Annotated in this window: 21 protein-coding genes, 1 tRNA gene and 1 pseudogene; 19 read left to right on the top strand and 4 right to left on the bottom strand. The window is 46.9% G+C overall.

Annotated elements, in window-relative coordinates:
- The first annotated feature begins 5 nt into the window (after positions 1-5).
- The 16 genes and pseudogenes from murC to J3U76_RS14610 all read left to right on the top strand — a co-directional run bounded on the left by murC (position 6) and on the right by J3U76_RS14610 (position 17,558).
- A complete protein-coding gene (murC, locus tag J3U76_RS06590) occupies positions 6-1,466 on the top strand; it encodes a UDP-N-acetylmuramate--L-alanine ligase (RefSeq protein ID WP_208005133.1) in 1,461 nt (486 codons plus the stop codon).
- On the top strand, positions 1,463-2,380 hold the full coding sequence (locus J3U76_RS06595; protein ID WP_208005134.1) for a D-alanine--D-alanine ligase: 918 nt from the start codon (positions 1,463-1,465) through the stop codon (positions 2,378-2,380). Before murC ends, J3U76_RS06595 begins: the two co-directional genes overlap by 4 nt.
- A gap of 1 nt (position 2,381) precedes the next feature.
- Positions 2,382-3,116, top strand: a complete 735-nt coding sequence (locus tag J3U76_RS06600; RefSeq protein ID WP_208005135.1) for a cell division protein FtsQ/DivIB — start codon at positions 2,382-2,384, stop codon at positions 3,114-3,116.
- The gene (gene ftsA, locus J3U76_RS06605) at positions 3,109-4,365 is read left to right on the top strand and encodes a cell division protein FtsA (protein WP_208005136.1); all 1,257 of its coding nucleotides are present in this window, start codon (positions 3,109-3,111) and stop codon (positions 4,363-4,365) included. The genes J3U76_RS06600 and ftsA overlap by 8 nt, the downstream gene beginning before the upstream one ends.
- A 69-nt stretch (positions 4,366-4,434) precedes the next feature.
- Positions 4,435-5,580: a cell division protein FtsZ gene (gene ftsZ / locus J3U76_RS06610; protein WP_208005221.1), complete on the top strand. Its 1,146-nt coding sequence runs from the start codon at positions 4,435-4,437 to the stop codon at positions 5,578-5,580.
- A 118-nt stretch (positions 5,581-5,698) separates the two neighbouring features.
- Positions 5,699-6,622, top strand: a complete 924-nt coding sequence (gene lpxC / locus J3U76_RS06615; protein WP_208005137.1) for a UDP-3-O-acyl-N-acetylglucosamine deacetylase — start codon at positions 5,699-5,701, stop codon at positions 6,620-6,622.
- Positions 6,623-6,685: 63 nt separating this feature from the next.
- Positions 6,686-7,537: a M23 family metallopeptidase gene (locus tag J3U76_RS06620; RefSeq protein ID WP_208005138.1), complete on the top strand. Its 852-nt coding sequence runs from the start codon at positions 6,686-6,688 to the stop codon at positions 7,535-7,537.
- A 50-nt stretch (positions 7,538-7,587) separates the two neighbouring features.
- Positions 7,588-10,311, top strand: a complete 2,724-nt coding sequence (secA, locus tag J3U76_RS06625) for a preprotein translocase subunit SecA (RefSeq protein WP_208005139.1) — start codon at positions 7,588-7,590, stop codon at positions 10,309-10,311.
- Positions 10,312-10,485: 174 nt separating this feature from the next.
- Positions 10,486-11,397 carry a methyl-accepting chemotaxis protein gene (locus J3U76_RS14430; RefSeq protein ID WP_243454115.1) on the top strand — a complete coding sequence of 304 codons (912 nt, stop codon included), beginning with the start codon at positions 10,486-10,488 and terminating at the stop codon, positions 11,395-11,397.
- Positions 11,394-11,900: pseudogene (locus J3U76_RS14435) on the top strand (methyl-accepting chemotaxis protein). Before J3U76_RS14430 ends, J3U76_RS14435 begins: the two are co-directional and overlap by 4 nt.
- 286 nt (positions 11,901-12,186) lie before the next feature.
- A complete protein-coding gene (locus tag J3U76_RS06635; RefSeq protein WP_208005140.1) occupies positions 12,187-13,863 on the top strand; it encodes a methyl-accepting chemotaxis protein in 1,677 nt (558 codons plus the stop codon).
- 127 nt (positions 13,864-13,990) lie between these two features.
- Positions 13,991-14,716, top strand: coding sequence for a 1-acylglycerol-3-phosphate O-acyltransferase (locus J3U76_RS06640; protein WP_208005141.1), 726 nt, complete (start codon positions 13,991-13,993; stop codon positions 14,714-14,716).
- Positions 14,717-14,815: 99 nt separating this feature from the next.
- Positions 14,816-15,160, top strand: coding sequence for a ribonuclease E inhibitor RraB (rraB, locus tag J3U76_RS06645; RefSeq protein ID WP_208005142.1), 345 nt, complete (start codon positions 14,816-14,818; stop codon positions 15,158-15,160).
- 90 nt (positions 15,161-15,250) lie between these two features.
- Positions 15,251-15,646: a hypothetical protein gene (locus J3U76_RS06650; RefSeq protein WP_208005143.1), complete on the top strand. Its 396-nt coding sequence runs from the start codon at positions 15,251-15,253 to the stop codon at positions 15,644-15,646.
- Between the two features lie 164 nt (positions 15,647-15,810).
- On the top strand, positions 15,811-16,026 hold the full coding sequence (locus J3U76_RS06655) for a glycine zipper 2TM domain-containing protein (RefSeq protein ID WP_208005144.1): 216 nt from the start codon (positions 15,811-15,813) through the stop codon (positions 16,024-16,026).
- 233 nt (positions 16,027-16,259) lie between these two features.
- Complete coding sequence (locus tag J3U76_RS14610) at positions 16,260-17,558, top strand: methyl-accepting chemotaxis protein (protein WP_208005145.1); 1,299 nt, start codon at positions 16,260-16,262, stop codon at positions 17,556-17,558.
- 96 nt (positions 17,559-17,654) lie between these two features.
- Here the strand turns inward: J3U76_RS14610 and J3U76_RS06665 are convergent, their stop codons facing one another.
- From J3U76_RS06665 to pepA, 3 genes are read right to left on the bottom strand one after another with little or no spacing between them, the layout of a single operon-like run.
- Entirely contained in the window at positions 17,655-20,510 is a 2,856-nt protein-coding gene (locus J3U76_RS06665; RefSeq protein WP_208005146.1) for a valine--tRNA ligase, read from the bottom strand.
- 4 nt (positions 20,511-20,514) lie between these two features.
- Positions 20,515-20,961 carry a DNA polymerase III subunit chi gene (locus J3U76_RS06670; protein ID WP_208005147.1) on the bottom strand — a complete coding sequence of 149 codons (447 nt, stop codon included), beginning with the start codon at positions 20,959-20,961 and terminating at the stop codon, positions 20,515-20,517.
- A 2-nt stretch (positions 20,962-20,963) separates the two neighbouring features.
- Positions 20,964-22,475, bottom strand: coding sequence for a leucyl aminopeptidase (gene pepA, locus J3U76_RS06675; RefSeq protein ID WP_208005148.1), 1,512 nt, complete (start codon positions 22,473-22,475; stop codon positions 20,964-20,966).
- 160 nt (positions 22,476-22,635) lie between these two features.
- Between pepA and lptF the strand changes: the two genes are divergently transcribed.
- Positions 22,636-23,751: an LPS export ABC transporter permease LptF gene (lptF, locus tag J3U76_RS06680; protein WP_208005149.1), complete on the top strand. Its 1,116-nt coding sequence runs from the start codon at positions 22,636-22,638 to the stop codon at positions 23,749-23,751.
- Positions 23,751-24,821, top strand: a complete 1,071-nt coding sequence (gene lptG / locus J3U76_RS06685) for an LPS export ABC transporter permease LptG (RefSeq protein ID WP_208005150.1) — start codon at positions 23,751-23,753, stop codon at positions 24,819-24,821. The genes lptF and lptG overlap by 1 nt, the downstream gene beginning before the upstream one ends.
- Before the next feature lie 58 nt (positions 24,822-24,879).
- On the opposite strand, the gene J3U76_RS06690 is transcribed toward lptG, so the two are convergent.
- Complete coding sequence (locus J3U76_RS06690; RefSeq protein WP_208005151.1) at positions 24,880-25,389, bottom strand: RDD family protein; 510 nt, start codon at positions 25,387-25,389, stop codon at positions 24,880-24,882.
- Positions 25,390-25,619: 230 nt separating this feature from the next.
- Between J3U76_RS06690 and J3U76_RS06695 the strand changes: the two genes are divergently transcribed.
- Positions 25,620-25,704: transfer RNA gene (locus J3U76_RS06695), tRNA-Leu, on the top strand.
- Positions 25,705-25,804: the final 100 nt, after the last annotated feature.

The following is a 25,804-nucleotide window of genomic DNA, read 5'->3' on the forward strand; positions in this document are numbered from 1 at the left end:
ATGGCATGACCAAGCTTGAACTGGCAAAAATTAGAAGCTCTGTACCCGAGATGAGACGAGTGCGCCGCATACACTTTATTGGTATTGGCGGTGCGGGGATGGGCGGTATCGCAGAAGTATTGGCCAACGAAGGTTATGCTATTTCTGGTTCAGACATTGCTTATAACCCAGTCACTGATCGACTCGCTGCTATGGGAGCCTCTATTTTTTTAGGCCATGCGCCTGAACAAGTTGCTGATGCTAGTGTGGTGGTGATTTCAACGGCGATCAGTGAAGACAACGCCGAGTTAATTGCCGCGCGCGAGCAGCGCATTCCTGTGGTACGCCGCGCCGAAATGCTGGCCGAGTTAATGCGTTTTCGCCATGGTGTGGCTGTGGCAGGAACGCACGGTAAAACCACCACCACTAGCCTGATTGCCAGTATCTATGGTGAAGCGGGGCGTGATCCTACCTTTGTGATTGGGGGCTTGTTAAACGGAGCTGGCTGTAATGCTCGCTTGGGCAGCAGTCGCTATTTAATTGCTGAAGCCGATGAAAGTGACGCCTCTTTCTTACATTTGCAGCCTATGGTGTCTATTGTGACCAATATAGAAGCGGATCATATGGACACCTATGGTGGGGACTTCAGCAAACTCGAAGATACCTTTCTCGACTTTTTACATAATCTGCCCTTTTATGGGTTAGCGGTGTTGTGTATTGACGATGAAGCGGTGCGCGAGCTGATGCCCAGAGTCAGTCGCCAATGCATTACCTATGGCTTTGTTGATGATGCGGATTATAAAATAACCGACTTTAGCCAAAGTCGTGATCATAGCCGCTTTAGTGTTTGTCGCCCCGATGGTAGCTGCTTGAATGTGCAGTTAAATTTACCCGGTAAGCACAATGCGCAAAATGCCGCCGCAGCCATTGCCGTGGCCTGTGAAGACGGGGTAGCTGATGACGCTATATTAGCGGCATTGTTGAAATTTGAAGGGGTTGGCCGGCGTTTTCAGCAATACGGTGAATTTGCAACCGGTCGTGGCATGGCTAAATTAGTGGATGATTATGGCCACCACCCAAGTGAAGTTCGAGCCACACAAGAGGCGGTGCGAGCTGGGTGGCCAGAGCGTCGCTTAGTGACCATTTATCAGCCGCATCGTTATAGCCGAACTCGTGATCTGTATGAAGACTTCGTGGATGTATTGTCAAAAACCGATGTGTTGATTTTATTAGAAGTATACAGTGCGGGTGAAGCACCAATTCCGGGGGCCGATAGCCGTGCCCTGTGTCGCTCTATTCGTAGTCGCGGTAAAATGGAGCCTATTTATGTTGCGACCCCCGACGAAATCCCCGCAGTGTTAGCCGACTTATTACAAGATGGCGATTTAGTGTTAACACAAGGCGCAGGTAATGTGGGCGGTGTGGCTCGTACCCTAGGTGAATTACAATTATCAATTGCTGCCATGCAGCTAGGAGATCAGGGATGACACAGTTTGGTAAAGTTGCAGTCTTGTTTGGTGGGCACTCTGCCGAGCGTGAAGTGTCATTGCGTTCTGGCGCTGCCGTGTTAGCAGGGTTAATACGTGGCGGTGTCGATGCCCACGGTATTGATACCCAAGATTATTCACTGGGCCAACTTAAAGAAGATGGCTTTGAACGTGCTTTTATTGTGGTGCACGGGCGAGGGGGAGAAGACGGCACCTTGCAAGGGGCTTTGGAGCATTTAGGCTTGCCCTATACCGGCTCTCGTGTATTAGGCTCGGCACTGGCAATGGATAAAATACGCACTAAGCAAGTGTGGAAAACCATGGGCTTGCCGACCGCCGATTTTAGGGTGGTACACAAGGGACACTTTAAAACCGAAGATGCCGCCGAGCTACTGGCCCAATTTGATGGCCCGGTATTTGTAAAGCCGGCCAATGAAGGCTCCAGCATTGGCATGACTAAAGCCACAGACGCGGCCACTTTAATAAATGCAGTAGAAGAAGCCTTTAAATTTGATGCCGAGGTTTTGGTTGAGCGTTTTATTGATGGTGATGAATATACCGTCAGTATTTTGGGTGAACAGGCATTACCGGCTATTCGCCTTAGTACAACGCACGATTTTTATGATTACTCAGCCAAATACCAGTCTGGTGATACACAATATTTATGTCCCTGTGGTTTAAATGAAGCCGACGAAAAAACGCTCGGTGAGCTTAGCCTAGCTGCTTTTAAAGCGGTGGCTGCTAGCGGCTGGGGCCGAGTTGATTTAATGCGAGACCATAGTGGTCAATGGTGGCTGTTAGAGGTCAATACTGTACCGGGTATGACACAAACTAGTCTTGTGCCTAAGTCAGCGAAAGTGGCAGGTTTATCATTTGAGCAGTTAGTGTTGAGCGTGCTGGAGCAGGCATACTGATATGACAGCTGCCGAAACCCGCACTAGGCTGGCTTTTTTTGGTGGCCTAAGCTTTTTTTTAGTGATGTTATCGGCATTACTATGGGGGCTGTGGGTGCTGGTCGCTTGGATGACAACGGCTAATCAAGTGCCAGTGAATAATCTGATTATTCAAGGCGAACACCGCTACTTAACTCAACAACAGATACGCCAGTCTGTGGGCAGTTTGCCCGGCGTGGGCAATTTTTTTGCCTTAGAGGTTGATCAGGTACAGCAACAATTACAGGCATTACCTTGGGTATATCAGGCCTCGGTACGCAAGCAGTGGCCTGATACAGTGCGAGTCTACCTTGTTGAGCAACAGGTTGCGGCCCGCTGGAACCAAAACGCACTGCTTAATACCCAGGGTGAAGTCTTTCGTGCCGCCGACCCTGGGTTAACGTTAGTGTCTTTATCGGGACCCGATGAAGCCTCGGTTAGCGTATTAAAGGAATTTCGACATGTACAAACATTATTAACGCCTAAAAGGTATGATATTGAGCAAGTTCACTTAACACCGCGACGATCTTGGGAACTAACTTTAAAAAGTGGCGTTAAGCTGCTACTGGGCCGAGAAGATATTGAGGCGCGGTTGCAACGTTTTATAGATGTCTATCCGAGCATCGAGCAGCGTGAGCGGGTAGCTTACCTTGACTTACGCTACGATACCGGGCTGGCAGTGGGATGGAAGCAGGACGAAGAGACGGATAATGACTAAAAACGCTGAAAGAAACCTGATCGTCGGGCTTGATATCGGCACTTCTAAGGTAACTGCCTTAGTCGGTGAAGTGTTACCGGATGGCGATTTAAATGTCATTGGCCTTGGCAGCCATTCTTCAAAAGGAATGGACAAGGGCGGGGTAAACGATCTCGAGTCTGTGGTTAAATCACTGAAACGAGCGGTTGATGAAGCAGAAATGATGGCTGACTGCCAAATTACCTCTGTTTATCTTGGCCTATCGGGCAAGCATATTGAATGCCGTAACGAAACCGGCATGGTGCCTATTTCTGACGAAGAGGTCACCCAAGAAGATGTAGATAACGTGATTCATACCGCCAAGTCAGTACGTTTGTCTGATGAGCATCGCGTGCTGCACGTATTACCGCAAGAATACTCTATCGACTTTCAAGAGGGGATTAAAAACCCCATAGGTTTGTCGGGAGTGCGTATGCACGCCAAAGTGCATCTGATTACTTGTCATAATGATATGGCGCGTAATATTGAAAAATGTGTGGAACGTTTAGGGCTGAGAGTAGACCAACTTATATTCAGTGCGCTTGCGTCTAGCTATGCGGTACTCACCGATGATGAGAAAGAACTCGGCGTCTGTGTGGTTGATATTGGTGGTGGCACCATGGATATGGCGGTGTTTACCGGTGGGGCTTTGCGCCACACTAAGGTGATCCCTTATGCAGGCAGCACAGTGACCAGTGATATTGCTTATGCATTTGGCACCCCCCCGCTAGATGCAGAGGCGATTAAGATGCGCCACGGCGGTGCTTTTAGTAAACTGGTCAGTAAAGAAGACACCATCGAAGTGCCCAGTGTTGGAGGGCGACCAGCTCGCAGTCTACAGCGCCAAACTTTGGCCGAAGTGATAGAGCCACGCTATAGCGAGTTGTTGGGGATGATCAATCAAGAGCTGGGTGAAATTCAGGCTGAACTGAAAAAAGCCGGAGTTAAGCATCAACTGGCTGCGGGTTTGGTATTAACTGGTGGTGCGGCACAAATAGAAGGTTTGGTTGAGTGTGCTGAGCAAATCTTTCAGTGCCAGGTACGCATTGGTCAACCAGGTGGCGTAAAAGGGCTATCAGATTATGTTGAGACGCCTGTGTACTCCACGGCCGTTGGCTTATTACATTATGGTAAAGAGCACCAAACTATGCCTCAGCAAGACTATAATGGAAAATCCAGTTTGAGCTCGTTTTTTAAACGAATTGGCAATTGGGTACGTGGCGAGTTTTAATATTAGCAGTCCTTATTCACAGTAATAAGTTGGCAAGAGCACAGCGGAGAGATTCTTATGCCTAATAACATGTTTGAATTAATGAATGATGATCACGAGCAGGATGCGGTTATTAAAGTTGTAGGCGTGGGCGGCGGCGGCGGTAACGCTGTTGAGCACATGGTTAACGAAAGCCTAGAAGGTGTTGAGTTTTTAGCGATTAACACCGACGCCCAAGCCTTGCGTAACTCCAGTGCCACTAGCACACTGCAAATAGGCGGTGATCTCACAAAAGGCTTGGGGGCTGGCGCAAACCCCGCTGTAGGGCGCGACGCAGCATTAGAAGATAGCGATGCAATTCGTGATTTAATCAGTGGCGCCGATATGATTTTTATTGCTGCCGGTATGGGTGGCGGTACAGGAACAGGTGCAGCGCCAGTCGTCGCTGAAATTGCCAAAGAGTTAGGTATTCTCACCGTCGCTGTCGTTACCAAGCCTTTTGCCTTTGAAGGTAAAAAGCGCATGCACTATGCCCAAGTGGGTATTGATGAGTTAGGTAAGCAGGTTGACTCATTGATCACCATTCCTAACGATAAACTGTTAAAAGTACTCGGGCGTGGCATTTCTTTACTCGACGCTTTTAAAGCGGCTAACGATGTCTTATTTGGTGCCGTGCAAGGGATAGCTGAGCTGATCACCCGTCCTGGTTTGATGAACGTTGACTTTGCTGATGTGCAAACTGTAATGCGCGAAATGGGCACGGCTATGATGGGCTCAGGCAAAGCGACCGGCGAAGATCGTGCCGAAGAAGCGGCTGAAAAGGCCATTTCTAGTCCTCTGTTAGAAGATGTCGACCTAGCGGGTGCCCGTGGTATCTTGGTCAACATTACTGCTGGTCTCAATATGACCATCGAAGAGTTTGAAACTGTCGGTAATGCGGTTAAAGCTTTTGCTTCTGAAAATGCCACTGTAGTGGTAGGTACAGTGGTAGACCCTGAGATTGAGGACGAACTGCGTGTTACCGTGGTGGCCACCGGTATTGGTGCCGAGCGTAAGCCCGATATTACGCTTGTAAAATCCGGTGCCAGCAACCGAGATGACAATGGTATGCGCCAAGTGGATACACAAAGCGAAGAACAGCCGAGCAAAATGGTCGTTAACGCCGATAGTACTCAGGCCAAAGCGGATATGGACTACCTAGATATTCCGGCATTTTTGCGTAAACAGGCGGACTAATAACGGCGAAATTTGCGGCTCTCTATTATTGTGCTAACATGTCAGACCATTTGAATTCGATTCAAATCTGGTTCATAGTCTATAATATGAGCTGATTAGCTACTGACGGATACCCTTTATGATTAGACAACGAACGTTAAAGAATACCGTGCAAGCCACCGGAATTGGCTTGCATTCCGGCCATAAAGTACAAATGACCTTTGTACCTGCGCCGGCTAATACAGGTATAGTGTTTCGTCGTACCGATTTGGATCCGCAGGTCGATATTCAAGCCGATGCCGCTTTGGTAAAGGACACTATGCTATGTACCGCCTTAGTCAATGAAGCTGGTGTACGGGTGTCAACCATTGAGCACCTGTCTGCCGCACTAGCGGGGCTAGGAATAGATAACTTAGTGATTGAGGTTGATGCACCTGAAGTTCCGGTTATGGATGGTAGCTCACACCCCTTTATTTACCTATTACAGTCAGGTGGCATTCGCGAACTGAATGCACTAAAGCGCTTTATTCGCATTAAAGAAGTTGTGCGGGTAGAAGACGGTGATAAGTGGGCTGAGTTTAGACCGCACAAGGCTGGCTTTAAGATGGATTTGACCATCGATTTTGATCACCCCGCTTTTGCCGGAGAAAGCCAGCATTTGGCGCTGGACTTTTCAGGAGCTGCATTTGTAAAAGAACTAAGCCGAGCGCGAACCTTTGGCTTTATGCGCGATATTGAATATTTGCACTCACAAAACTTAGCCTTAGGCGGTAGCTTAGAAAACGCCGTCGTGCTGGATGACTATAAAGTGCTAAATGATGACGGTTTGCGTTACCCTAACGAATTTGTCAAACACAAAATGCTGGACGCGATTGGCGACTTATATATGTGTAACCACAGTATATTAGGGGAGTTTCGCGCTTATAAAACCGGTCATGCGCTGAATAACACTTTATTACGCGCCATGCTTGCAAATGCCGACGCTTGGGAAATTGTGACCTTTGACGAGCAGGATGCACAATCACCTATTCGTTACTACGACACTGCGTTTAGTCCCGCCTAATACCATTTAAAAAAACGCCAGCTTCTTGTGCTGGCGTTTTTTGTTTTTGTAGATCTTAATACCATGAATCATGTCCCCCTAGCGCCACATTTTGGTGCCTTTTTTCGACGCCTTAGTCTTTGGCTGTTGATAGGCTTATGTTTATTGCAACTGCCCGTTATTATGTATTTATACACACAGTGGCAAATTTCACAGCAAGAACACAAACTGCTTGGGCAGCGACTAGAGCAAAACAAATATCAGCAAGCGAGCGAATTGAGTCGTATTGGCCAACGGTTCGGACAATTACAAGCCGAATTAGCACAGGTGAATGTATTAGGTCGACGTTTAATAAAAGATTATGATTTAGCCGATGAATTGCCATTAAAGCGACAAGACGTTAATTTATTGCATCGTCCTATAAATGGCTTTGCTGATTTGTATCAAACATTAGCGCAGGCGTTAGCAAAAACTCAAGAATATGGTATCCACTTGGCAGCCCTTGAAACTTTGCTTTTGAACCTCCATATCAATGAGACGACACAGGTCCAAGGTCATCCAGTACTTGGCTTTAGCCGAGTAAGTTCTGGTTTTGGGACGCGTACCGATCCTTTTACTGGCCAAGTACGTTGGCACAAAGGTCAAGATTTTGCGGGCCAAAGGGGGCAGCCCATATCTGCGACCGCCACCGGCGTAGTCAGTGTCTCTAAATACCATCCAGATTTTGGCAATATGGTTGAAATTAACCATGGGCAAGGTTGGGTGACACGATATGCCCATTTAGACTCATTGTGGGTTAACGTCGGTGAGCGCGTTGAAAAAGGGCAAAAAATTGCGCAAATGGGACGTACAGGGCGAGCAACGGGCGTTCATTTGCATTACGAAGTATTAAAAGGCAATCGGCAGCAGAATCCTAAGCACTTCTTGCCGCATTAACGTTTGATCCCATACGGGGTTTATTTTTCCATCATTATTATTGGCCAAATATGATTACTAAACTTTTTACCATGATAGTTGGCAGCCGTAACGACAGAACCTTAAAACGGCTGCGTAAAGTTGTAGACGAAATTAATGCCATGGAGCCTACATTTGAAGCGCTTTCTGATGCTGAGTTACAGGCTAAAACGGTTGAATTTCGTCAGCGCCTAGAACAAGGTGAAACGTTAGAGCAATTATTACCAGAGGCGTTTGCTACTGTGCGTGAAGCCTCGCGCCGTGTATATGATATGCGCCATTTTGATGCGCAGTTGATTGGCGGTATGGTATTACACAATAACCAAATTGCTGAAATGAAAACCGGTGAAGGTAAAACCCTTACAGCCACCCTGCCTGTTTATCTTAATGCGCTCACCGGGCGCGGTGTTCATATCGTAACCGTTAACGATTATTTAGCACGTCGCGATGCGGAAACGAACCGTGCCCTGTTTGAGTTTTTAGGGCTCACTGTTGATTGCAATTTGTCTGGTATGGATTCCGCTGAAAAACATGCCGCCTACGCTGCTGACATCACCTACGGTACCAACAACGAGTTTGGCTTTGACTATTTACGTGACAATATGGCGTTTTCACCTGAGCAGCGAGTGCAGCGCCCGCTGAACTACGCACTTGTGGATGAAGTAGATTCTGTGCTCATTGATGAAGCCCGTACCCCTTTGATTATTTCTGGCCCTGCTGAAGATAGCTCTGAGCTTTATATTCGTATTAATACCTTGATCCCTAAACTGGTGAAACAAGACGAAGAAGATACCGAAGAATATATTGGCGAGGGGCACTATACGGTTGATGAAAAAAATAAACAGGCATTGTTAACCGAAAATGGTCAAATTTTTGTAGAAGAAGAGCTGAAAAAAATGGGGCTTATCGAAGAAGATGACTCCTTATTTTCAGCAGGTAACATAGCTCTATTGGCCCACGTTAACGCAGCGCTACGTGCACATACTTTATTTGAACGTAATGTGGACTATATAGTACAAGATGATGAAGTGATCATCGTTGATGAGCACACCGGCCGTACCATGCCGGGACGTCGTTGGTCTGAGGGCTTACACCAAGCGGTAGAAGCGCGCGAAGGGGTAAAAATTCAGAACGAAAACCAAACCCTAGCATCCATTACCTTTCAAAACTTCTTTAGATTATACGACAAGCTTGCCGGTATGACGGGCACGGCAGATACCGAAGCCTTTGAGTTTCAGAGTATTTATGGCTTAGATACTGTAGTTATTCCTACCAACAAACCCATGGTTCGTAACGATATGGGCGACTTGGTATACCTTACAGCCCCAGAAAAGTATCAGGCAATTGTGGCTGATATTAAAGACTGTGTAGAGCGTGGTCAGCCGGTATTGGTGGGCACAGTTTCTATTGAAAACTCTGAGCTGATATCGGGTATCTTAGATAAAGAAAAAATACCGCATCGTGTGCTTAACGCTAAGTTTCATGAAAGTGAAGCGCAAATTATTGCCGAAGCCGGTGAAGCTGGTGTGGTGACCATAGCGACCAATATGGCCGGTCGTGGTACAGATATTGTATTAGGTGGTAACTGGGCGGCTGAAATTGAAAAGTTAGAAGCGCCGAGTGCTGAACAAATTGCAGCGATTAAAGCCGACTGGCAAGTACGTCACGATGCGGTGATTGCCGCGGGTGGCTTGCATATTATTGGTACTGAGCGCCATGAATCGCGTCGTATAGACAATCAATTACGTGGTCGTGCAGGTCGCCAAGGTGATGCTGGCTCTAGCCGCTTCTATCTATCGATGGAAGATTCACTGATGCGTATTTTCGCCTCAGATCGTGTCACTAATATGATGAAAAAGCTGGGCATGGAAGAAGGCGAAGCTATCGAACATCCTTGGGTCAGTCGTGCTATTGAAAACGCCCAACGTAAAGTAGAAACGCGCAACTTTGATATTCGTAAGAACTTGCTTGAGTTTGATGATGTTGCTAACGATCAGCGTAAAGTGATTTACGAGCAACGTAATGAGTTATTAGATGCGAAAGACATTAGCGAAACCATAGTGGTGATCCGTGAAGATGTCATTAACGGCATTGTTGATGAGTATATTCCTCCACAGTCGCTTGAAGAAATGTGGGATGTACCGGGTCTTGAACATCGCCTACACGCCGACTTTGGTTTAGAGATACCAGTTAGTACCTGGTTAAAAGAAAATGACAAACTGCATGACGAGCAACTGCGCGAGCAAATATTAGCAGTAGCAGCTAAAGACTATGCCGACAAAGAGGCCGTTGTTGGCTCAGAAGCGCTTCGTCAATTTGAAAGCTCAGTGATGTTACAAACCCTAGACACCTTATGGAAAGAGCATTTGGCGGCCATGGATCATTTACGCCAAGGTATTCACTTGCGTGGCTATGCGCAAAAGAACCCTAAGCAAGAATATAAACGTGAATCTTATGAGTTGTTTACCCAGCTGCTAGAAAACTTAAAGCGTGAAGTGGTGAGTATTATCAGTCGGGTTAAAGTGCAAAGCCAAGAAGAGGTAGAGGCGGCAGAAGAAAAACGCCGTGCAGCGGCAGAAAGCCAAGCCCAAAGCTATAATCATGCGTCTGCTGATAACTTGCTTGAAGATGAAGAGGCTGCAACCGTGGACGAGAATACCCCCTTTGTGCGTGAGGGGCAAAAAATCGGCCGTAATGATGCTTGCCCTTGTGGCTCAGGGAAAAAGTATAAGCAATGTCATGGCAAGTTAAGTTGATTTGCTGCTAGTAAGGTAAATGCTTAATAAACACAACAAAACCGCCTATAAAGCGGTTTTGTTGTTTATTGGTTCGCTAGAATAATGGTTATTCAATGATTCAGTGAGACTGCGTACAAAGTCATCGCGTATTGTGCTTGCCTTGTGCATATAATGTGCGCAGGCTTATGTGGTTTGGCAATTGGAGTGCCCTATGCTTTAGTATTTGGCGCAGCACTTTATTTCTTATTGCAGTCTCAGCAGTCGGTCAGCCAGACTCAAGAAACGCGATACCAGTCTTTTAACTCTAGTAATATGATACGGATGTATTCGTTAGAGCTATCAAACGAGATCCGTAACTATGCGGTGACGAGTGAGCCTCAATATTTAAAGGCCTACAAGGCGGTGCTTGATATCACATTAGGGCGTGCCCCTCGTGCCGGTGGCCGAGTTATTAGAGGCAGGGGTCGCTGCGACTGTGGCCATGGTGCTATAGAAGAAAAAGCCATTGCCCTAGTGCAAGCAGGGCGTGCTGAAGCAGCACAACGCCTAGTATTAGGGGAAGAGTATCACCAAGGCCGTATGACCATGGCTAACTCTGTGAATACGGCCATTTCTAAACTGATTGGCCGCTTAGAAGCTCAGTTAGAGACAGAGTATCAGCTTAATCAACAGTTAGTCTTCTTGATGACCGGGCTAGTGATACTGTTTGTATTGCTGAGCTTACTGCTTGGCTGGACATTAAGTCGTCTGGTATTGCAGCCATTAGGTGCTGAACCCAGTGAAATGGAACGAGTTGCTTCCGCCATTGCTGAAGGAGATTTGAGCCTGACCTTTCATCCGAATGCCACGGGCGTTTATGCAAAGCTACAGCATATGGCCGAAAGATTAAGAGAGGTCATTGGTCATATTCATCTTTCTAGTAGCAGCTTATCGGCAGCGGCATCTTCAGCTCAGTCTGCGAATGAATCTGCAGATCAGGGGCGAGCTATGGTACAGCAGACAATCGCCTCTATTGGCAAGCTTGCTGATGATGTGGTTTCTACAGGCTTAGTCGTGCAGTCGTTAGCTGATAGCAGTACACAAATTAGTACTGTGTACAGGTGATTCAAGATATTGCTGATCGTACTAACTTATTAGCACTTAACGCGGCCATTGAAGCGGCACGGGCTGGTGAGCAAGGGCGTGGTTTTGCGGTAGTGGCCGATGAAGTCCGCCAATTGGCAGGTCAAACCTAAACCTCGTCACAAGAAATTATAACAACTGTTGCTAAGCTTCAGGAAGATGCTGAAAAAGCCATGGGGGCTATGAGTAATGGTCGTCAGCAAGCAGAGTTAACGGTAGGGCAAGCGCAAGAAGCTGAGCAAGCATTAGAGTTAATTAGTGCAGCGGTGCAAACCATTAACGATATGAATACACAAATTGCCACTGCCGTAGAAGAGCAGGCGACGGTCACCGAAGATATCAGTCGTAATTTAACGGTGATTAATGAAATTAGTGATGAAACGTCAGCCGGTGCAGAGCAAACCTCGAGTGCGAGCCGCGAACTGACAGAATTAGCTGCAAGTCTACAGCAACTGATACAAGGGTTTACATTAGAAACACGTTAGTTTATTCAATAACACAGTAAAGAAAAAGCCCTTATAGCCTAGTGCAGATAAGGGCTTTTTTGATCTAGATCAGAGATATGCAGCTCTGTTGTTGGTATGTGTCATTTGTTATCCAGTGGTTAAATACTGGTCTTATTTTGATTGTTTGTTGTTGTTTTTGTTATTTTTGGGCTGCTCGGTTACATTTTGTATACGGTATTGTGTGTTTTGTGTGTGCATTTTATAAGAAGGAGCGATTTTATCTTGATATAATAATATATTGGTCTGGTTGTTATTAGAGATATAAATGTACAAACAATTAACATTAAAAGCGGTGATCCGCTTGGTATTCTTAGGCATGTTGGCGCTAGCTGTCACCTTGGGAGCTGCCTTATATTTACTACTGCAATCCCAAGGTGCCGTCATTCAGGCGCAGAATGATCGCTTTAATTATTTTAATAATGCCGGCATGATCCGGACGTACTCTGCTGAAAAAACAGCCTCTATTCGTGATTATGTGGTGACGGGCAATAGTGATCAGCTAGACGTCTATCAGCATACCAACAGAATAACAGAAGGGCGCGCCCCACGAGCTAACGCTCGTGTCATTTCAGATCAAGATATGCTTGAGCAAATGAAGCTGACTGCGGCTGAGCGTAGTGCGCTTCATCAAGGGCAAAAAGCCGTTGCCCTCTTAAATGCTTTAGAAGAGCAGGCCATTGCATTAATGCAGGCTGGTCGTGCTCAGGCGGCACAAAATCTGGTATTAGGTGATAATTATGAACAATCACGCTTAAAGAACTTAGAGGCTGTTGAAGCCTTTATCACCTTACTGCTCGATCGCCTACATACCTCTTTAGCGGAAGAAGAACAGCGCAACCAAGCCATGGTTACCATTATTACGCTAGTTGTTATTTTACTTGTTGTATTTAGCTTATTATTAGGATGGGTGCTAAAGCGCACTGTACTGCTCCCTTTAGGGGCAGAGCCCAGCGAAATGGAGCGAGTCGCGAATTCCATTGCTCAGGGTGACTTAAGCATAACATTTGGTGGTGAGAGCCAAGGAGTATATAGCAAGTTACAGCATATGACTCATCAGTTACGTGAGCTTATTGGGCATATTCATCAATCTAGTAGCAGTTTGTCAGCCGCGGCAGAAGAGACATCGGCCGTGTCTTTACAAACCAGTGCTAATTTGGAACGCCAGCAACAAGATACCGATCAGGTGGCAGCGGCAATAAATGAAATGTCAGCGACAGTACAAGAAGTGGCGAATAATACCAGTTTAGCCGCCTCCTCGGCACGTTCTGCTAATGAGGCTGCTGAGCAAGGTAAAGCTGTGGTACAAGAAACAGTAGTGTCAATTAGCCAGCTTGCTGATGATGTGACTGCTACAGAACAAGTGGTACAGTCGTTAGCCGATAGTAGTACACAGATAAGCACAGTAGTGGAAGTGATTCAGGAAATTGCTGAACGAACTAACTTACTGGCGCTTAATGCGGCTATTGAAGCTGCTCGCGCAGGGGAGCAAGGGCGTGGTTTTGCTGTGGTAGCCTCAGAAGTGCGTAATTTAGCAGAGCAAACTCAGCACTCTTCACAAGAAATAGTTACGACCATTGCTAAGTTACAAGCAGACGCTAAAAGCGCGATGGCGGCTATGAGTGGCGGCCGTCAGCAAGCAGAGCGTACGGTTAGTCAAGCACAAGAAGCAGAGCAAGCCTTGGAGCTGATTAGTACAGCGGTACAAACTATTCATGATATGAATACGCAAATTGCTACCGCAGTAGAAGAACAAGCGACAGTAACAGAGGATATTAGCCGTAACCTGACAGGTATTCATGAGGTGGGTGATGAAACCGCTGCCGGCGCTATACAAACCGCCAGCGCCAGCCGTGAGCTGACGGAGCTGGCGTCTAACTTACAGCAGTTAGTACAAGGCTTTAGGTTAGAGGCTGAGGTGCCAACAATCAGCTATTCTAGATGATCGATTAGCATTAAAGTACACGATTTTTTAAGTTGAATCAGGCCCAGCCACTGTTGAAAGTGACTGGGTCTTGTTCATTTCGGGGCCGCTCAGTATACTGCCGACTCCCAAAATGCGAGGTTTAGTCATGTTAAAGCTGTTGCGGCTATTATTATTGGTACTGGCCATGGTGCTGGTGTTCATCTTAGGGACTGTGGTGTGTGTGCTGCGTCCTCGTCATCCTAATAATGTATATTTCTTAGGACGCTTATTTAATAAAGCCTGCATTATCATCGGGCTTAAGGTGACGTTCAGAGGTTATGAGAATGCCAATAACTTACAGTCGGCAGTTTATATTGCCAATCACCAAAGTAACTGGGACATTATAGCTCTGACCGGAGCCGTGATGCCGCGCACCGTGGCGATTGGCAAAAGTAGCTTGTTTTGGATCCCTTTATTTGGTCAGTTATTTTGGCTTAGTGGTAACTTATTGATCAATCGTGAAAATAAAGCCAAGGCTGCTAGCACTATAGGCAAAGTGGTTGAGAAAATACGTGAACGTAACACTTCTATTTGGATGTTTCCTGAAGGAACGCGCAGCCAAGGTAAGGGGCTGCTGCCCTTTAAAACCGGGGCTTTTCATATTGCCATGCAAGCCAAGGTGCCGTTAGTGCCCATTGCCTGCTCTAGCTATTTTGGTCAAGTTGATCTTAATCGTTGGGATAATGGTGAGTTAATTGTTGAGATTATGCCCCCCATTTCAGTTGAGGGCTATGAGCCTAAGCAAATTCGCGACTTGTTAAAGCATAGTCGCCAAACGCTTGAAACGCGCATTGCCGAATTAGATCAAGAGGCTCGACGCCCCTTGAGTTAGGGGGACGGGTAATGTGTGCAGAGGACGAACATAACCCTTTTTAGCTGAAACTTAACACTGATAGCTGCCCGAAGGGCTTATATTAACTAGGACTCGTTTATGACTGCATTACAAGAATGGCAACAAGAAACCCAAGACATTATTAGCTCTCTACTTAATGACGGCAGTAACCCTGACGTGGAATACACCATAGAGCATCATTTTTCTGGGGCTAACTTTGATCGACTCGAAAAAGCAGCCATTGATTGCTTCAAAGCGGGGCTTGAAGTCAGTGATGCTGAAGAGCTGGAAGTAGAAAATGGACACACTGTATTATGTTTTGATGCCATTAAAGAAGGGCCGTTAAACGAAACAGCCATTATGGCGCAAATTGAGTCACTATTAAAAATAGCCGAAAAACACCAAGTGGAATACGATGGCTGGGGTACTTATTTCGAAGAATAATGGTGAGACATAGCGCCGAGCACTAAGCACTCGGCGCCCAGTTAAAAAGAAACAGGGCTGTGTTTCTTTCTGCTGATAAGGAGCCTATCAATGAGCCACCCTTACGACCCGCATGTTTTGCTCTGGGATGAGTATAAATATCGCCACGATCATATTTGGCAAAAACTATTTCAAATCACTATTGCCGTGGTATTACTGGGTTCAGTGCCTTACCTTAAACCTGAGATTACTCAGGTGCTACAGGAATGGATATTAATTGCCCCTTTGTTGGGGAGTATGTTGGCGCTTATTACGCTGGTGCTGATGCATGTTGAACTGACGTTGTTTGCCAAAATTGCCGGTGCCCATCGCGCGCACCAAGAAGAGCTGGGCATTATTGAGCACAGTCGACATAACTATTTTCGTTATCTTGTGATTACTTATGTGAGTTTTCTATTACTGGTGAGCTTAGCTAACGTCGCTGTAGTGCGCTTATTATGGCTATAAAACGATAATGGGTAGCAGTGAAAGTTAAGTTTCGATCTAGTATTCACTTATCACTATCAGTGATAGACGACAGGGTTCGACATAGCGCAGGTGTTATATGAGGCTATGAAGCCATAAAGTCGTTACACTCGCTAGGTAATATTCATTTGTTTGAGGTAATAACTATGACCAACAGCAAAAAAATAATCGCAGGCAGTGCCCTAGTGCTTATGTTAGGGTTATCGGCATGCAGTAATATGTCGGACCGAGATCGTAATACCGCCATTGGTGCTGGTGCTGGTGGTGTGGCTGGCTCGGTACTTACAGACGGCAGCACTGCAGGCACCATTGGTGGCGCTGTAGTGGGTGGCGTTATTGGTAACCAAGTAGATAAAGATTAACGATTACAATCACTATATTAAGCAGTAGAGAGAGCATAAATCATGCTCTCTCTTTTTTATGTTTCTCATTATTCTTATTGGTGGAAGACTGCTCCAAGGATCCGCTGATTGGACGTTGTAGACTCTGTTTATCACCACTTTTAATGCTATGCTCTGAAAATAATGACCCTTTAACACAAGTAAAATGAATACGGTTTGGGCATTGACCGATAAAATCATAAGGATATGAGCCTATGCTAGGAACCAGCAAATTAAAGCGAGAGCTATCTCATTATCGCCAGCAGTACGAACAAGCGCATGCTGTTCAGCAAGCAATTCGCTCTCATATGGCGGTGATTGAGTTTACCCCACAAGGCGAAATATTAGACGCTAATAACCGTTTTTTAACCGTGGTCGGTTATACACTGGATGATATTGTTGGTGCTCATCATCGTATCTTCTGCTCTCAAGCTTTGTCCGAAACCGCCGAGTACGCACAATTTTGGCAACAATTACGACAAGGTGAATCACAAAGGGGCACCTTTGCTCGCTTTAACCGTCACGGCGATATTATTTGGCTAGAAGCAACTTATTTTCCTGTGCTTAATGAGCAAGGTGAAGTCGTCAGAATATTAAAAATTGCCAGCGATATTACCGAAAAACAGCATCAGCTTGCTGCTCAGCAAGCCGTCTTAAGCGCCTTACATTTATCGATGGCGGTGATTGAGTTTGCCGTAGACGGCACTATTTTAACGGCTAATGAAAACTTCTTGAACGTAATGGGTTATCGTCTTGAGCAGCTTGTAGGCCAGCATCATCGTATATTTTGTGATAGTGAGTTTTATCAGCAGCAGCCTAATTTTTGGCAAGATTTAGCAAAAGGCGAGCACAAATCAGGCCGCTTTAAGCGTGTGGATGCACAAGGTAATGACATTTGGCTTGAAGCGACCTATAACCCCATTTTTGATGGCGCAGGCCAAGTACACAGGGTGGTGAAATTTGCCAGTGATATTAGTGAACGTGTGCGCCAGTCACGTAAAAATCAACAAGCTTCAGAGCAGGCCTGTGATATTGCTGTTCAAACCTCTCATACTGTTGAGCAAGGGAATAACTCTTTATTAGCTTCGGTAAATACTTCAATACAAGTCTCGAATGATCTTGATCAGACGATGTTGGTAGTGAATCAGCTAAATGAACAGTCGCGTAATATTGAAGAAATAGTGGGTACTATTAGTAGTGTGGCCGAGCGAACTAATTTATTAGCGTTAAACGCGGCTATTGAAGCGGCACGCGCAGGTGAGCAAGGACGTGGCTTTGCCGTGGTCGCCGATGAAGTGCGCCAATTAGCAGGGCGAACCAGTGAGGCCACCAACGAAATAAGCCAAGTGGTGCAACAAAATCGTGAGCTGACAGAGCAAGTCTCTAAAGCCATTGTGAATGTTACCCAGGTGGCCGAGCAGGGCAAGCAGCAAGTATTAGATGTAGAGGCCGTGATGGGAGAAATACATCAAGGCGCATTGGCAGTACAAGAAACCGTGGCAGGACTCTCTTAAGCCGAGAGGGTTCGTTTCACCATAAAAAAACCGACCCTTGGAGGTCGGTTTTTGTTTACTGTGGCGTGCAGCCTTGCCTATGCGAAAAGCACAGTCTTAAAGATCGGCTATTTGCACTTTTTGCGCTTCAAGCTTAGTTAGAGCTGCTCGATAGTCATCTAACTTTTCTTGCTCTTTAGCGACCACGGCCGCCGGTGCTTTGGCAACAAAACCGGCGTTATTAAGCTTGCCTTCAATGCGCTTAATTTCACCTTGGGTTTTATCCAACTCTTTTTGTAAGCGTGCCAGTTCGGCTGCTTTATCAATTAAGCCAGCCATAGGTAACAATAGCTCGGTGTCACCAATTAACTGCTTAGTAGAGGTCGGCGCCTCTTCCTCTGTGTCTAAGTGAGTAATGGCATCGAGCTTGGCCATGGCCTTCAAGAAAGCTTCATTATCGATAGCGCGGCGAGCGTCGTCACCAGCTGGGCGCAGTAACACCGACAGAGCCTTGCTTGGCGCTAAGTCCATTTCGGCACGCAGGTTACGAATCGACACAATAAAGCGCTTCACCCACTCAAGATCCGCCATAGCATCAGCATCTTCCAGTGCCGCATCTGCTTGTGGATAAGGAGCCAGCATAATGCTTTCGCCCGCGCGGTTAGCCAGAGGAGCCACGCGTTGCCAAATCTCTTCGGTAATGTAGGGCATAATGGGGTGTGCTAAACGCAATAAGGTTTCTAACACCTCAATTAAGGTCTTGCGGGTAGCACGCTGCTCAGACTCGCTGCCGTGCCACAATACCGGCTTGGTCAGCTCTAGGTACCAGTCACAAAATTGATGCCAAATGAATTCATACAGTGCATTAGCCGCACGATCAAAGCGATAGTCATCCAGTGCCTGGCGTACTTCTTTAATGGTCACTTGCAGTTGCGCCTGAATCCAACGATCGGCTAATGAATATTTTAGCTCGTCACTGTTGTTCAGCCCGCAGTCTTGATCTTCGGTGCTCATCAGCACATAACGCGATGCATTCCACAGCTTATTGCAGAAGTTACGATAGCCATCTAAACGGCGCATATCCCAGTTAATATCACGGCCAGTCGAGGCCATGGCCGCTAAGGTAAAGCGCAGTGCATCGGTACCGTGAGCTTCAATGCCATCGGCAAAGGTCTTGCGGGTATCTTTTTCGATTTTGGCGGCCAGTTTCGGCTGCATCATATTGCCGGTACGTTTGGTCACCAAAGATTCAAGATCGATACCGTCAATCATATCGAGCGGATCGAGCACGTTACCCTTAGATTTCGACATTTTGTCGCCATTTTCGTCACGAATAAGCCCAGTCACATAGACGGTCTTAAAGGGAACTTGTGGCTTACCGTTTTCATCTTTTATAAAGTGCATGGTCATCATGATCATGCGCGCTACCCAGAAGAAAATAATGTCAAAGCCGGTCACTAACACGCTACTGGGGTGGAAGGTGGCTAAATCTGGCGTTTTTTCTGGCCAGCCCTGAGTTGAGAAGGTCCACAGTGCCGAGCTAAACCAAGTATCGAGTACGTCTTCGTCTTGATGCAGGGCGATATCTGCACTCAAGTTATGAGTTGCCCGTACTTCGGCTTCATCGCGACCGACATAGACCTTGCCTTCGCTATCGTACCAAGCCGGAATACGATGTCCCCACCATAATTGACGTGAGATACACCAGTCTTGTACATCGCGCATCCAAGAGAAGTACATGTTTTCGTACTGCTTAGGTACAAATTCAATATCACCGTCTTCCACCGCTTTAGTGGCTACTTCGGCCAGAGGGGCAGCGCGTACATACCACTGATCGGTAAGCATGGGCTCAATGGGCACGCCACCACGGTCACCATAAGGGACGGTTAAATCATGATCTTTGACGCTATCTAACAAGCCGAGTGCGTCTAATGCACTGACAATGGCTTTACGTGCCGCATAACGCTCTAAGCCCTGAAACTCAGCAGGTAACGCATCAGAATAGGCTGTGCTTACTTCGCCTTTACTGGTAAAGACTTCTGCCTGTTCGCGAATATAGGCATTTAAAGTCAAAATATTGATTTGGGGTAACTGGTGGCGCTTACCTACTTCAGCATCGTTAAAATCGTGTGCTGGGGTGATTTTTACGCAACCCGTGCCTTTTTCCATATCGGCATGTTCGTCGCCCACAATAGGGATGCGACGGCCCACTAACGGCAGCTCGATGAATTTTCCAATCAGGCTCTGATAGCGCGGATCTTCAGGGTTAACCGCCACTGCGGTATCGCCCAGCATGGTTTCGGGGCGAGTGGTGGCCACTACTAGATAGTTTTTGCCATCAAGAGTGGTTGCGCCATCGGCCAGCGGATAGCGAAAGTGCCACATGTGGCCTTTTAATTCGCGGTTTTCTACTTCTAAATCTGAGATGGCAGTGTTGAGCTTAGGATCCCAGTTTACCAAGCGTTTGCCGCGATAAATTAAGTCATCTTCATATAACTTAACGAACACTTCTTTAACCGCGCTCGATAAGCCGTCATCCATGGTAAAGCGCTCACGCTCCCAATCCACAGAAGTACCCAGGCGGCGCAGCTGCTGAGTAATGGTGCCGCCGGATTCTTTTTTCCAATCCCAAATTTTATCGATAAAAGCATCACGGCCGTAATCATGACGCGTTTTGTCTTCTTCTGCGGCGATCTTGCGCTCAACCACCATTTGCGTAGCAATACCTGCGTGGTCAGTACCCACTTGCCATAAGGTATTTTTACCTTGCATGCGCTGATAACGGATCAGGGTATCCATTATGGTGTCTTGAAAGGCATGGCCCATATGTAAACTGCCGGTCACATTCGGCGGCGGTATCATTATGCTGTAGGCGGGCTTGCTGGTATCGCCATGAGGCTTAAAGTAGCCCTTATTTTCCCATTGCTGGTACATGGCCTGTTCGACAGCGGTGGGGTTAAATGTTTTTTCCATGATGTTATTCGTCTTGAGTTTGGGAAGGTACAGGGGCGGTAGTCAGTGTAAAACCGGCCTGACGATAAGCTTTAAAGCGTTCGCGCGCGGCTTGTTTACCCGCATCATCTGCGGGTACAAAATCAACCAACTGTTTGAATCGGCGTGCAAAGTCGGGTGCTAAAGGCGCCAGGTTGATCAGTACGGCTCGACCACTTTGTGGCGTTTGCCAGCCAATGATCACCTGTGCGCCTTGGAGCGGCCCTTCGCCTTGTAAGTTATGGGCAATAAAGCCGTCGGCAGGCTGCTGCCAAAATGCTTCATCGAGCATTTCGGCCTGTGCTTGGTCTTGGGCATAAATAAACACCCCCAGCCCCTGGCGATAATAATCGGTGGTCAGCTGACACACAGATAATATTAGCGCTTCGGGGCTGCTCGCCTCTGGCAATAAATAAAAACAGCCTTGGCTCATCTTTACTCTTCGATGTTGTTAACGCCGGCCCGGTTTAGTAAAAACTGGGTCAACAGAGGGACGGGGCGTCCGGTCGCGCCTTTATTTTTGCCACTATCCCAAGCCGTACCAGCCACATCTAAGTGTGCCCAATGATACTTCTTGGTAAAGCGACTTAAAAAGCAGGCCGCTGTAATGGAACCTGCCGCGCGGCCGCCAACGTTGGTCATATCGGCAAACGGGCTGTCTAATTGATCTTGATATTCTTCATTCATTGGCAGGCGCCACGCACGGTCTCCGGCTTGCTCGGAGGCATTGAGTAACTCGTGTGCCAGCGGATTATGGTTGCCCAATAACGCGGAAGTTTGATGGCCTAATGCAATAATACAGGCACCAGTTAGCGTGGCCACATCTACTACCACTTCTGGATCAAAGCGCTCGACAAAGGTTAAGGCGTCACATAATACCAAACGCCCTTCAGCATCGGTATTTAATACTTCAATGGTTTGGCCTGACATGCTGGTCAGAATATCACCGGGGCGGTAGGCGTTGCCATCGGGCATATTTTCGCAACCCGCTAAAATGGCCACCACGTTAATGGGCAACTGTAGCTCAGCTAGGGCCTGCATTGTACCTAATACTGCCGCAGCACCCCCCATATCATATTTCATTTCGTCCATGCCAGCGGCCGGCTTTAATGAGATGCCGCCAGCATCAAAGGTGAGGCCTTTGCCAACTAAGGCAATGGGGCGGGCATCGGCGTCTGGGTTACCTTTATATTCAATGACCGACATCATGGCTTCATTATGTGAACCACGCGCCACGGCTAAATAGGCATTCATGCCCAAATCGGCCATTTCTTGCTCGCCAATGATCCGAGTGGTGATATTGTCCCACGCATCTGCCAGCTGACGCGCTTGAGAAGCCAGATAAGCGGGGTTACACACGTTAGGCGGCATATTGGCCACATCACGACACACTTTTACGCCTTTAGCGACACTTAAGCCATGAGCGGCTGCGCGCTCACCAATCGGTAGTTCGCGTCGGGTCGGCACATTAAAGACCATTTTGCGCAGCGGGCGGCGAGGCTCTGCTTTGTTGGTTTTAAACTGATCAAAGCTATACAGACTGGCTTTGGTGGTTTCTACCGCTTGGCGTACTTTCCAGTAGGTATCGCGCCCTTTAACGTGTAGCTCAGTTAAAAAACAGACCGCTTCCATTGAGCCCGTATCATTCAGGGTGCTCATGGTGTTACGAAGAATTTGTTTATACTGACGCTCGTCTAACTCGCGTTCTTTACCGCAACCTACCAGTAATACACGCTCGCTGAGTACACCAGGCACATGATGTAAAAGCAGAGTTTGGCCAACTTTGCCTTCTAAATCTCCACGGCGCAGTAGTGCGCTCAAGTAACCGTCGCTGATTTTATCTAGCTGCTCGGCCACAGGAGATAGACGGCGAGGGTCGAATACACCAACTACGATGCACGCACTACGCTGTTTCTCGGGGCTACCACTTTTTACACTGAACTCCATGGATTCTCCTACGGCTTGAAGACAATGAGCGTTAGATCAACCATAATGATGATCGTCGCAAAAACGGGCAGACTTTCGCAGAGCTAATGTGCGAAAATCGTGATTTACGCTTATTCTTAAGCGTTTCCATTGAAAAGACAAGTTTACACTGGGATTAGCGGTGATTGCATTTCGTTATTTGTTTTGGGAAACCCTCAAAACACAGTTAGCAGTATTATTTGTGCTGCTACTTATTTTTATAAGCCAGAACTTTATTGAGGTTCTTGGTGGCGCAGCTAATGGCACTATACCTGTGGGGTTAGTGGGCAAACTTTTGCTGCTTAATATGCCTGATATGGCGACCTTAATGTTACCCATTAGTTTATTTTTGGGCATCTTATTTGCCCATGGTCGCTTGTATGCCGACAGTGAAATGACGGTGATGCGTGCCGTGGGCATAGGGCCTGGCAAAATAATGACGGTGACTTTAGTACTAGCATTGTTTTGGACAGGTGCTGCATTATTTAACTCTCTATGGCTCAACCCTTGGTCTAAAGCACAAGTGTATCAGATAAGAGAGGAAGTGAAGGCTGATCCTGGGTTTTCCTTGCTACGCCAAGCACGTTTTATGAGCTTAGACGGCGGCCGAGTAGTTGCCTACATTGAAAATCTCGACGCTAAAAGTGAAGCTGATAATAGCAGCCTAAGTCGATTATTTGTGGTGCAGAGAGCGCAAAACGAACAAGCACCTAGCATAGTGGTTGCTGATAGTGGGCGCTTTCATGAACGTGATGGTGGTCAGTGGTTGACCCTAGATAACGGGCGACGCTATTCAGGAGTACCGGGGAATCGAGCCTTTGATATTGCTGAGTTTGAGGAATATAGCGCGTTTATTCAAGCCAGTGAAATTGATGAAGTTGAGCGCAAAGAGTCCTCGGCGAGTAGCAAGCAGTTAAGTCAGTCAACTAATATAGAGGATATTGCTGAATTACAGTGGCGAGTCTCGTTACCCTTATCCATGTTGGTACTGGTATTTTTAGTGGTGCCCTTGGCGGTTCTTCGTCCTCGTCAAGGCCGCTATGCCAAGTTATTGCCGGGCATTTTGCTTTATTTAGCCTATTTCTTATTACAAAGTGCAGCACGCTCAGCGGTTGAAGCGGGCAGTCTGCCTATCTACCCGGGGTTATATACAGTGCCGCTGGCCTTCTTGTTGTTCGTGGGCTTACCACTTAATTTACGAGAAACGGCGTGGTGGAGTCGTACCCGAGAAAAATTTAAACGTAATAAGGCGGCTTAATGTTAACTATATTTGATCGATACATAGGCCGTACTGTGCTCATGGCCATGCTGTTATGTGAGCTAACCTTAGTGGGCTTATCGGCCATTATTCGCTATGTGGAACAGCTGCGCAGTGTGGGCGAGGGCACCTACACGCTGCTCAGTGCTTTTCATTATGTGTTGCTCTCTATGCCTCAAGAAATTGTGCTCTTCTTTCCTATTGCTGCGCTGTTGGGGGGCTTGATTGGCTTAGGGCAGCTTGCCAGTAACAGTGAGTTAGTGGTCATGCAGTCGGCCGGGCGCTCGCGTTTTAATATTGTTATTAGCGCGCTTAAAACCACCTTGCCGTTGATGTTTGCCATTATGCTGGTGGGAGAGTACGTGGCGCCTGTGGCTAAACTCGCGTCAGATGACTTGCGAACACAAGCGCGATCCGATGGGCAAGTGGTGCTTTCTACGTACGGCGTTTGGGCCAAAGACAGTAATGCCTACATTAATATTAATCAGTCACGCAGAGACGGTATTCTAACCGGTATTACGCTGTATTATTTTGATGACAGCACGCGATTAACACGCATTACGCAAGCACAAAAAGCCGAGTATGCTGGCGAACAATGGCAGTTAACCAATGTCACCGATACAGTGTTTACTCAGGGAAAAATGATTGAAACCGTGCATCACCAAGCCCGTGAGTGGCAAACTAGCCTCACGCCTGAAAAGCTGGGTGTTGTGGCTGTTGAGCCGAATGAGTTATCTATGCGTGGCTTGTGGGAGTATCGAGGGTACCTTGAAGACAATGGTCAAGATGGGGATCTATACGCCTTGGAGTTTTGGCGTAAAGCCCTGCAGCCCATCATGGTGGTGGCTATGATGTTACTTGCTTCTTCTTTTGTGTTTGGTGCTTTGCGCAGTGTCACCATGGGAGCGCGCTTGCTGATGGGCATTTTATTCGGCTTTGGCTTTTATGTAGCCAATGAAGTATTTGGCCCCATTAGTTTGGTGTATAGCGTGCCACCTGTGATAGGGGCTTTGGGGCCAAGTTTATTGTTTATAGGTATTGCGCTGTATTTGTTGAATAGAAAAGCTTAAATACAGCGCCAGGCAACCAGCGCCCAGCTAAACCCGGCAGCGGGGGAGTTATAAGTCATCAGCTGGGCTGTGTTTTATCTAGTAACTTCTTATTTAGTTCTTTACTCATGATAATGACTTCGCAGTCGGCGACTTTATCTTGTAGGGCTAACTTAATACGCGGGTTAACGAGGATCCAAAGATTGCCTAAGCCCAAAAGAGCGCTAGCAGCACGAATGATACACTGTGCTAATCGCAATCGGCTGCCGTCGGTATTTTGTACGCGCAAGCGCCATGCGCGCATACCGATAGTTTGGCCACTGGTGCGCCAAAACCAGCAATAGAAAAACAAGGCAACCAAGATCAGACATAACTGATACCAAGGGCTATTGCTCAGTAACGCCGCAGTATCTTCATGGTCGCCCAAGTTAATCCACCCCAGTTTCAGTGCCAGTACCGTTATCCCAAAATAGATAAAGCCGGTGACCATTATCAGTGAGACAACCACTAATACATCATAGAGCCAAGCCGCGAGTCGGCGCATTAATCCTGCCCGAGATAAGCCTATATACTCAGAATAAGAAGACATTCGTTACTACCGCCATCCGTTAACATGAAAGAGAAGGGTCAATTTAGTGTGGCTACATTCTAGCAAAAGTGCGAGCATAGGGTGATGTTTGTGTGGTGATTGATAATATAATGTTTGGCTGCACAATTTATATGCAGTCAGTTAAAAAATAGTATAATTTGCTTGCGGCGAGCGTTTGAATACGTATAATTCATCTCGCTCACCAAGGTGGAGCAAGTAAAATAAAATGTGGCGGTGTGGTGAAATTGGTATACACGACGGATTCAAAATCCGTTGCCTTCGGGCGTGGCGGTTCAAGTCCGCCCACCGCTACCACTTTAAGTAAGTCAATATCCCAGTGCTAACTCCTCGAAATATCTCCTAGCAATACCTCTTCTAAATTAATGTTAAATTATTAGTCATTCGCGCTAATAAA

Source organism: Oceanisphaera pacifica, from assembly GCF_017498065.1.
Taxonomy (GTDB): Bacteria; Pseudomonadota; Gammaproteobacteria; order Enterobacterales; family Aeromonadaceae; genus Oceanimonas; species Oceanimonas pacifica.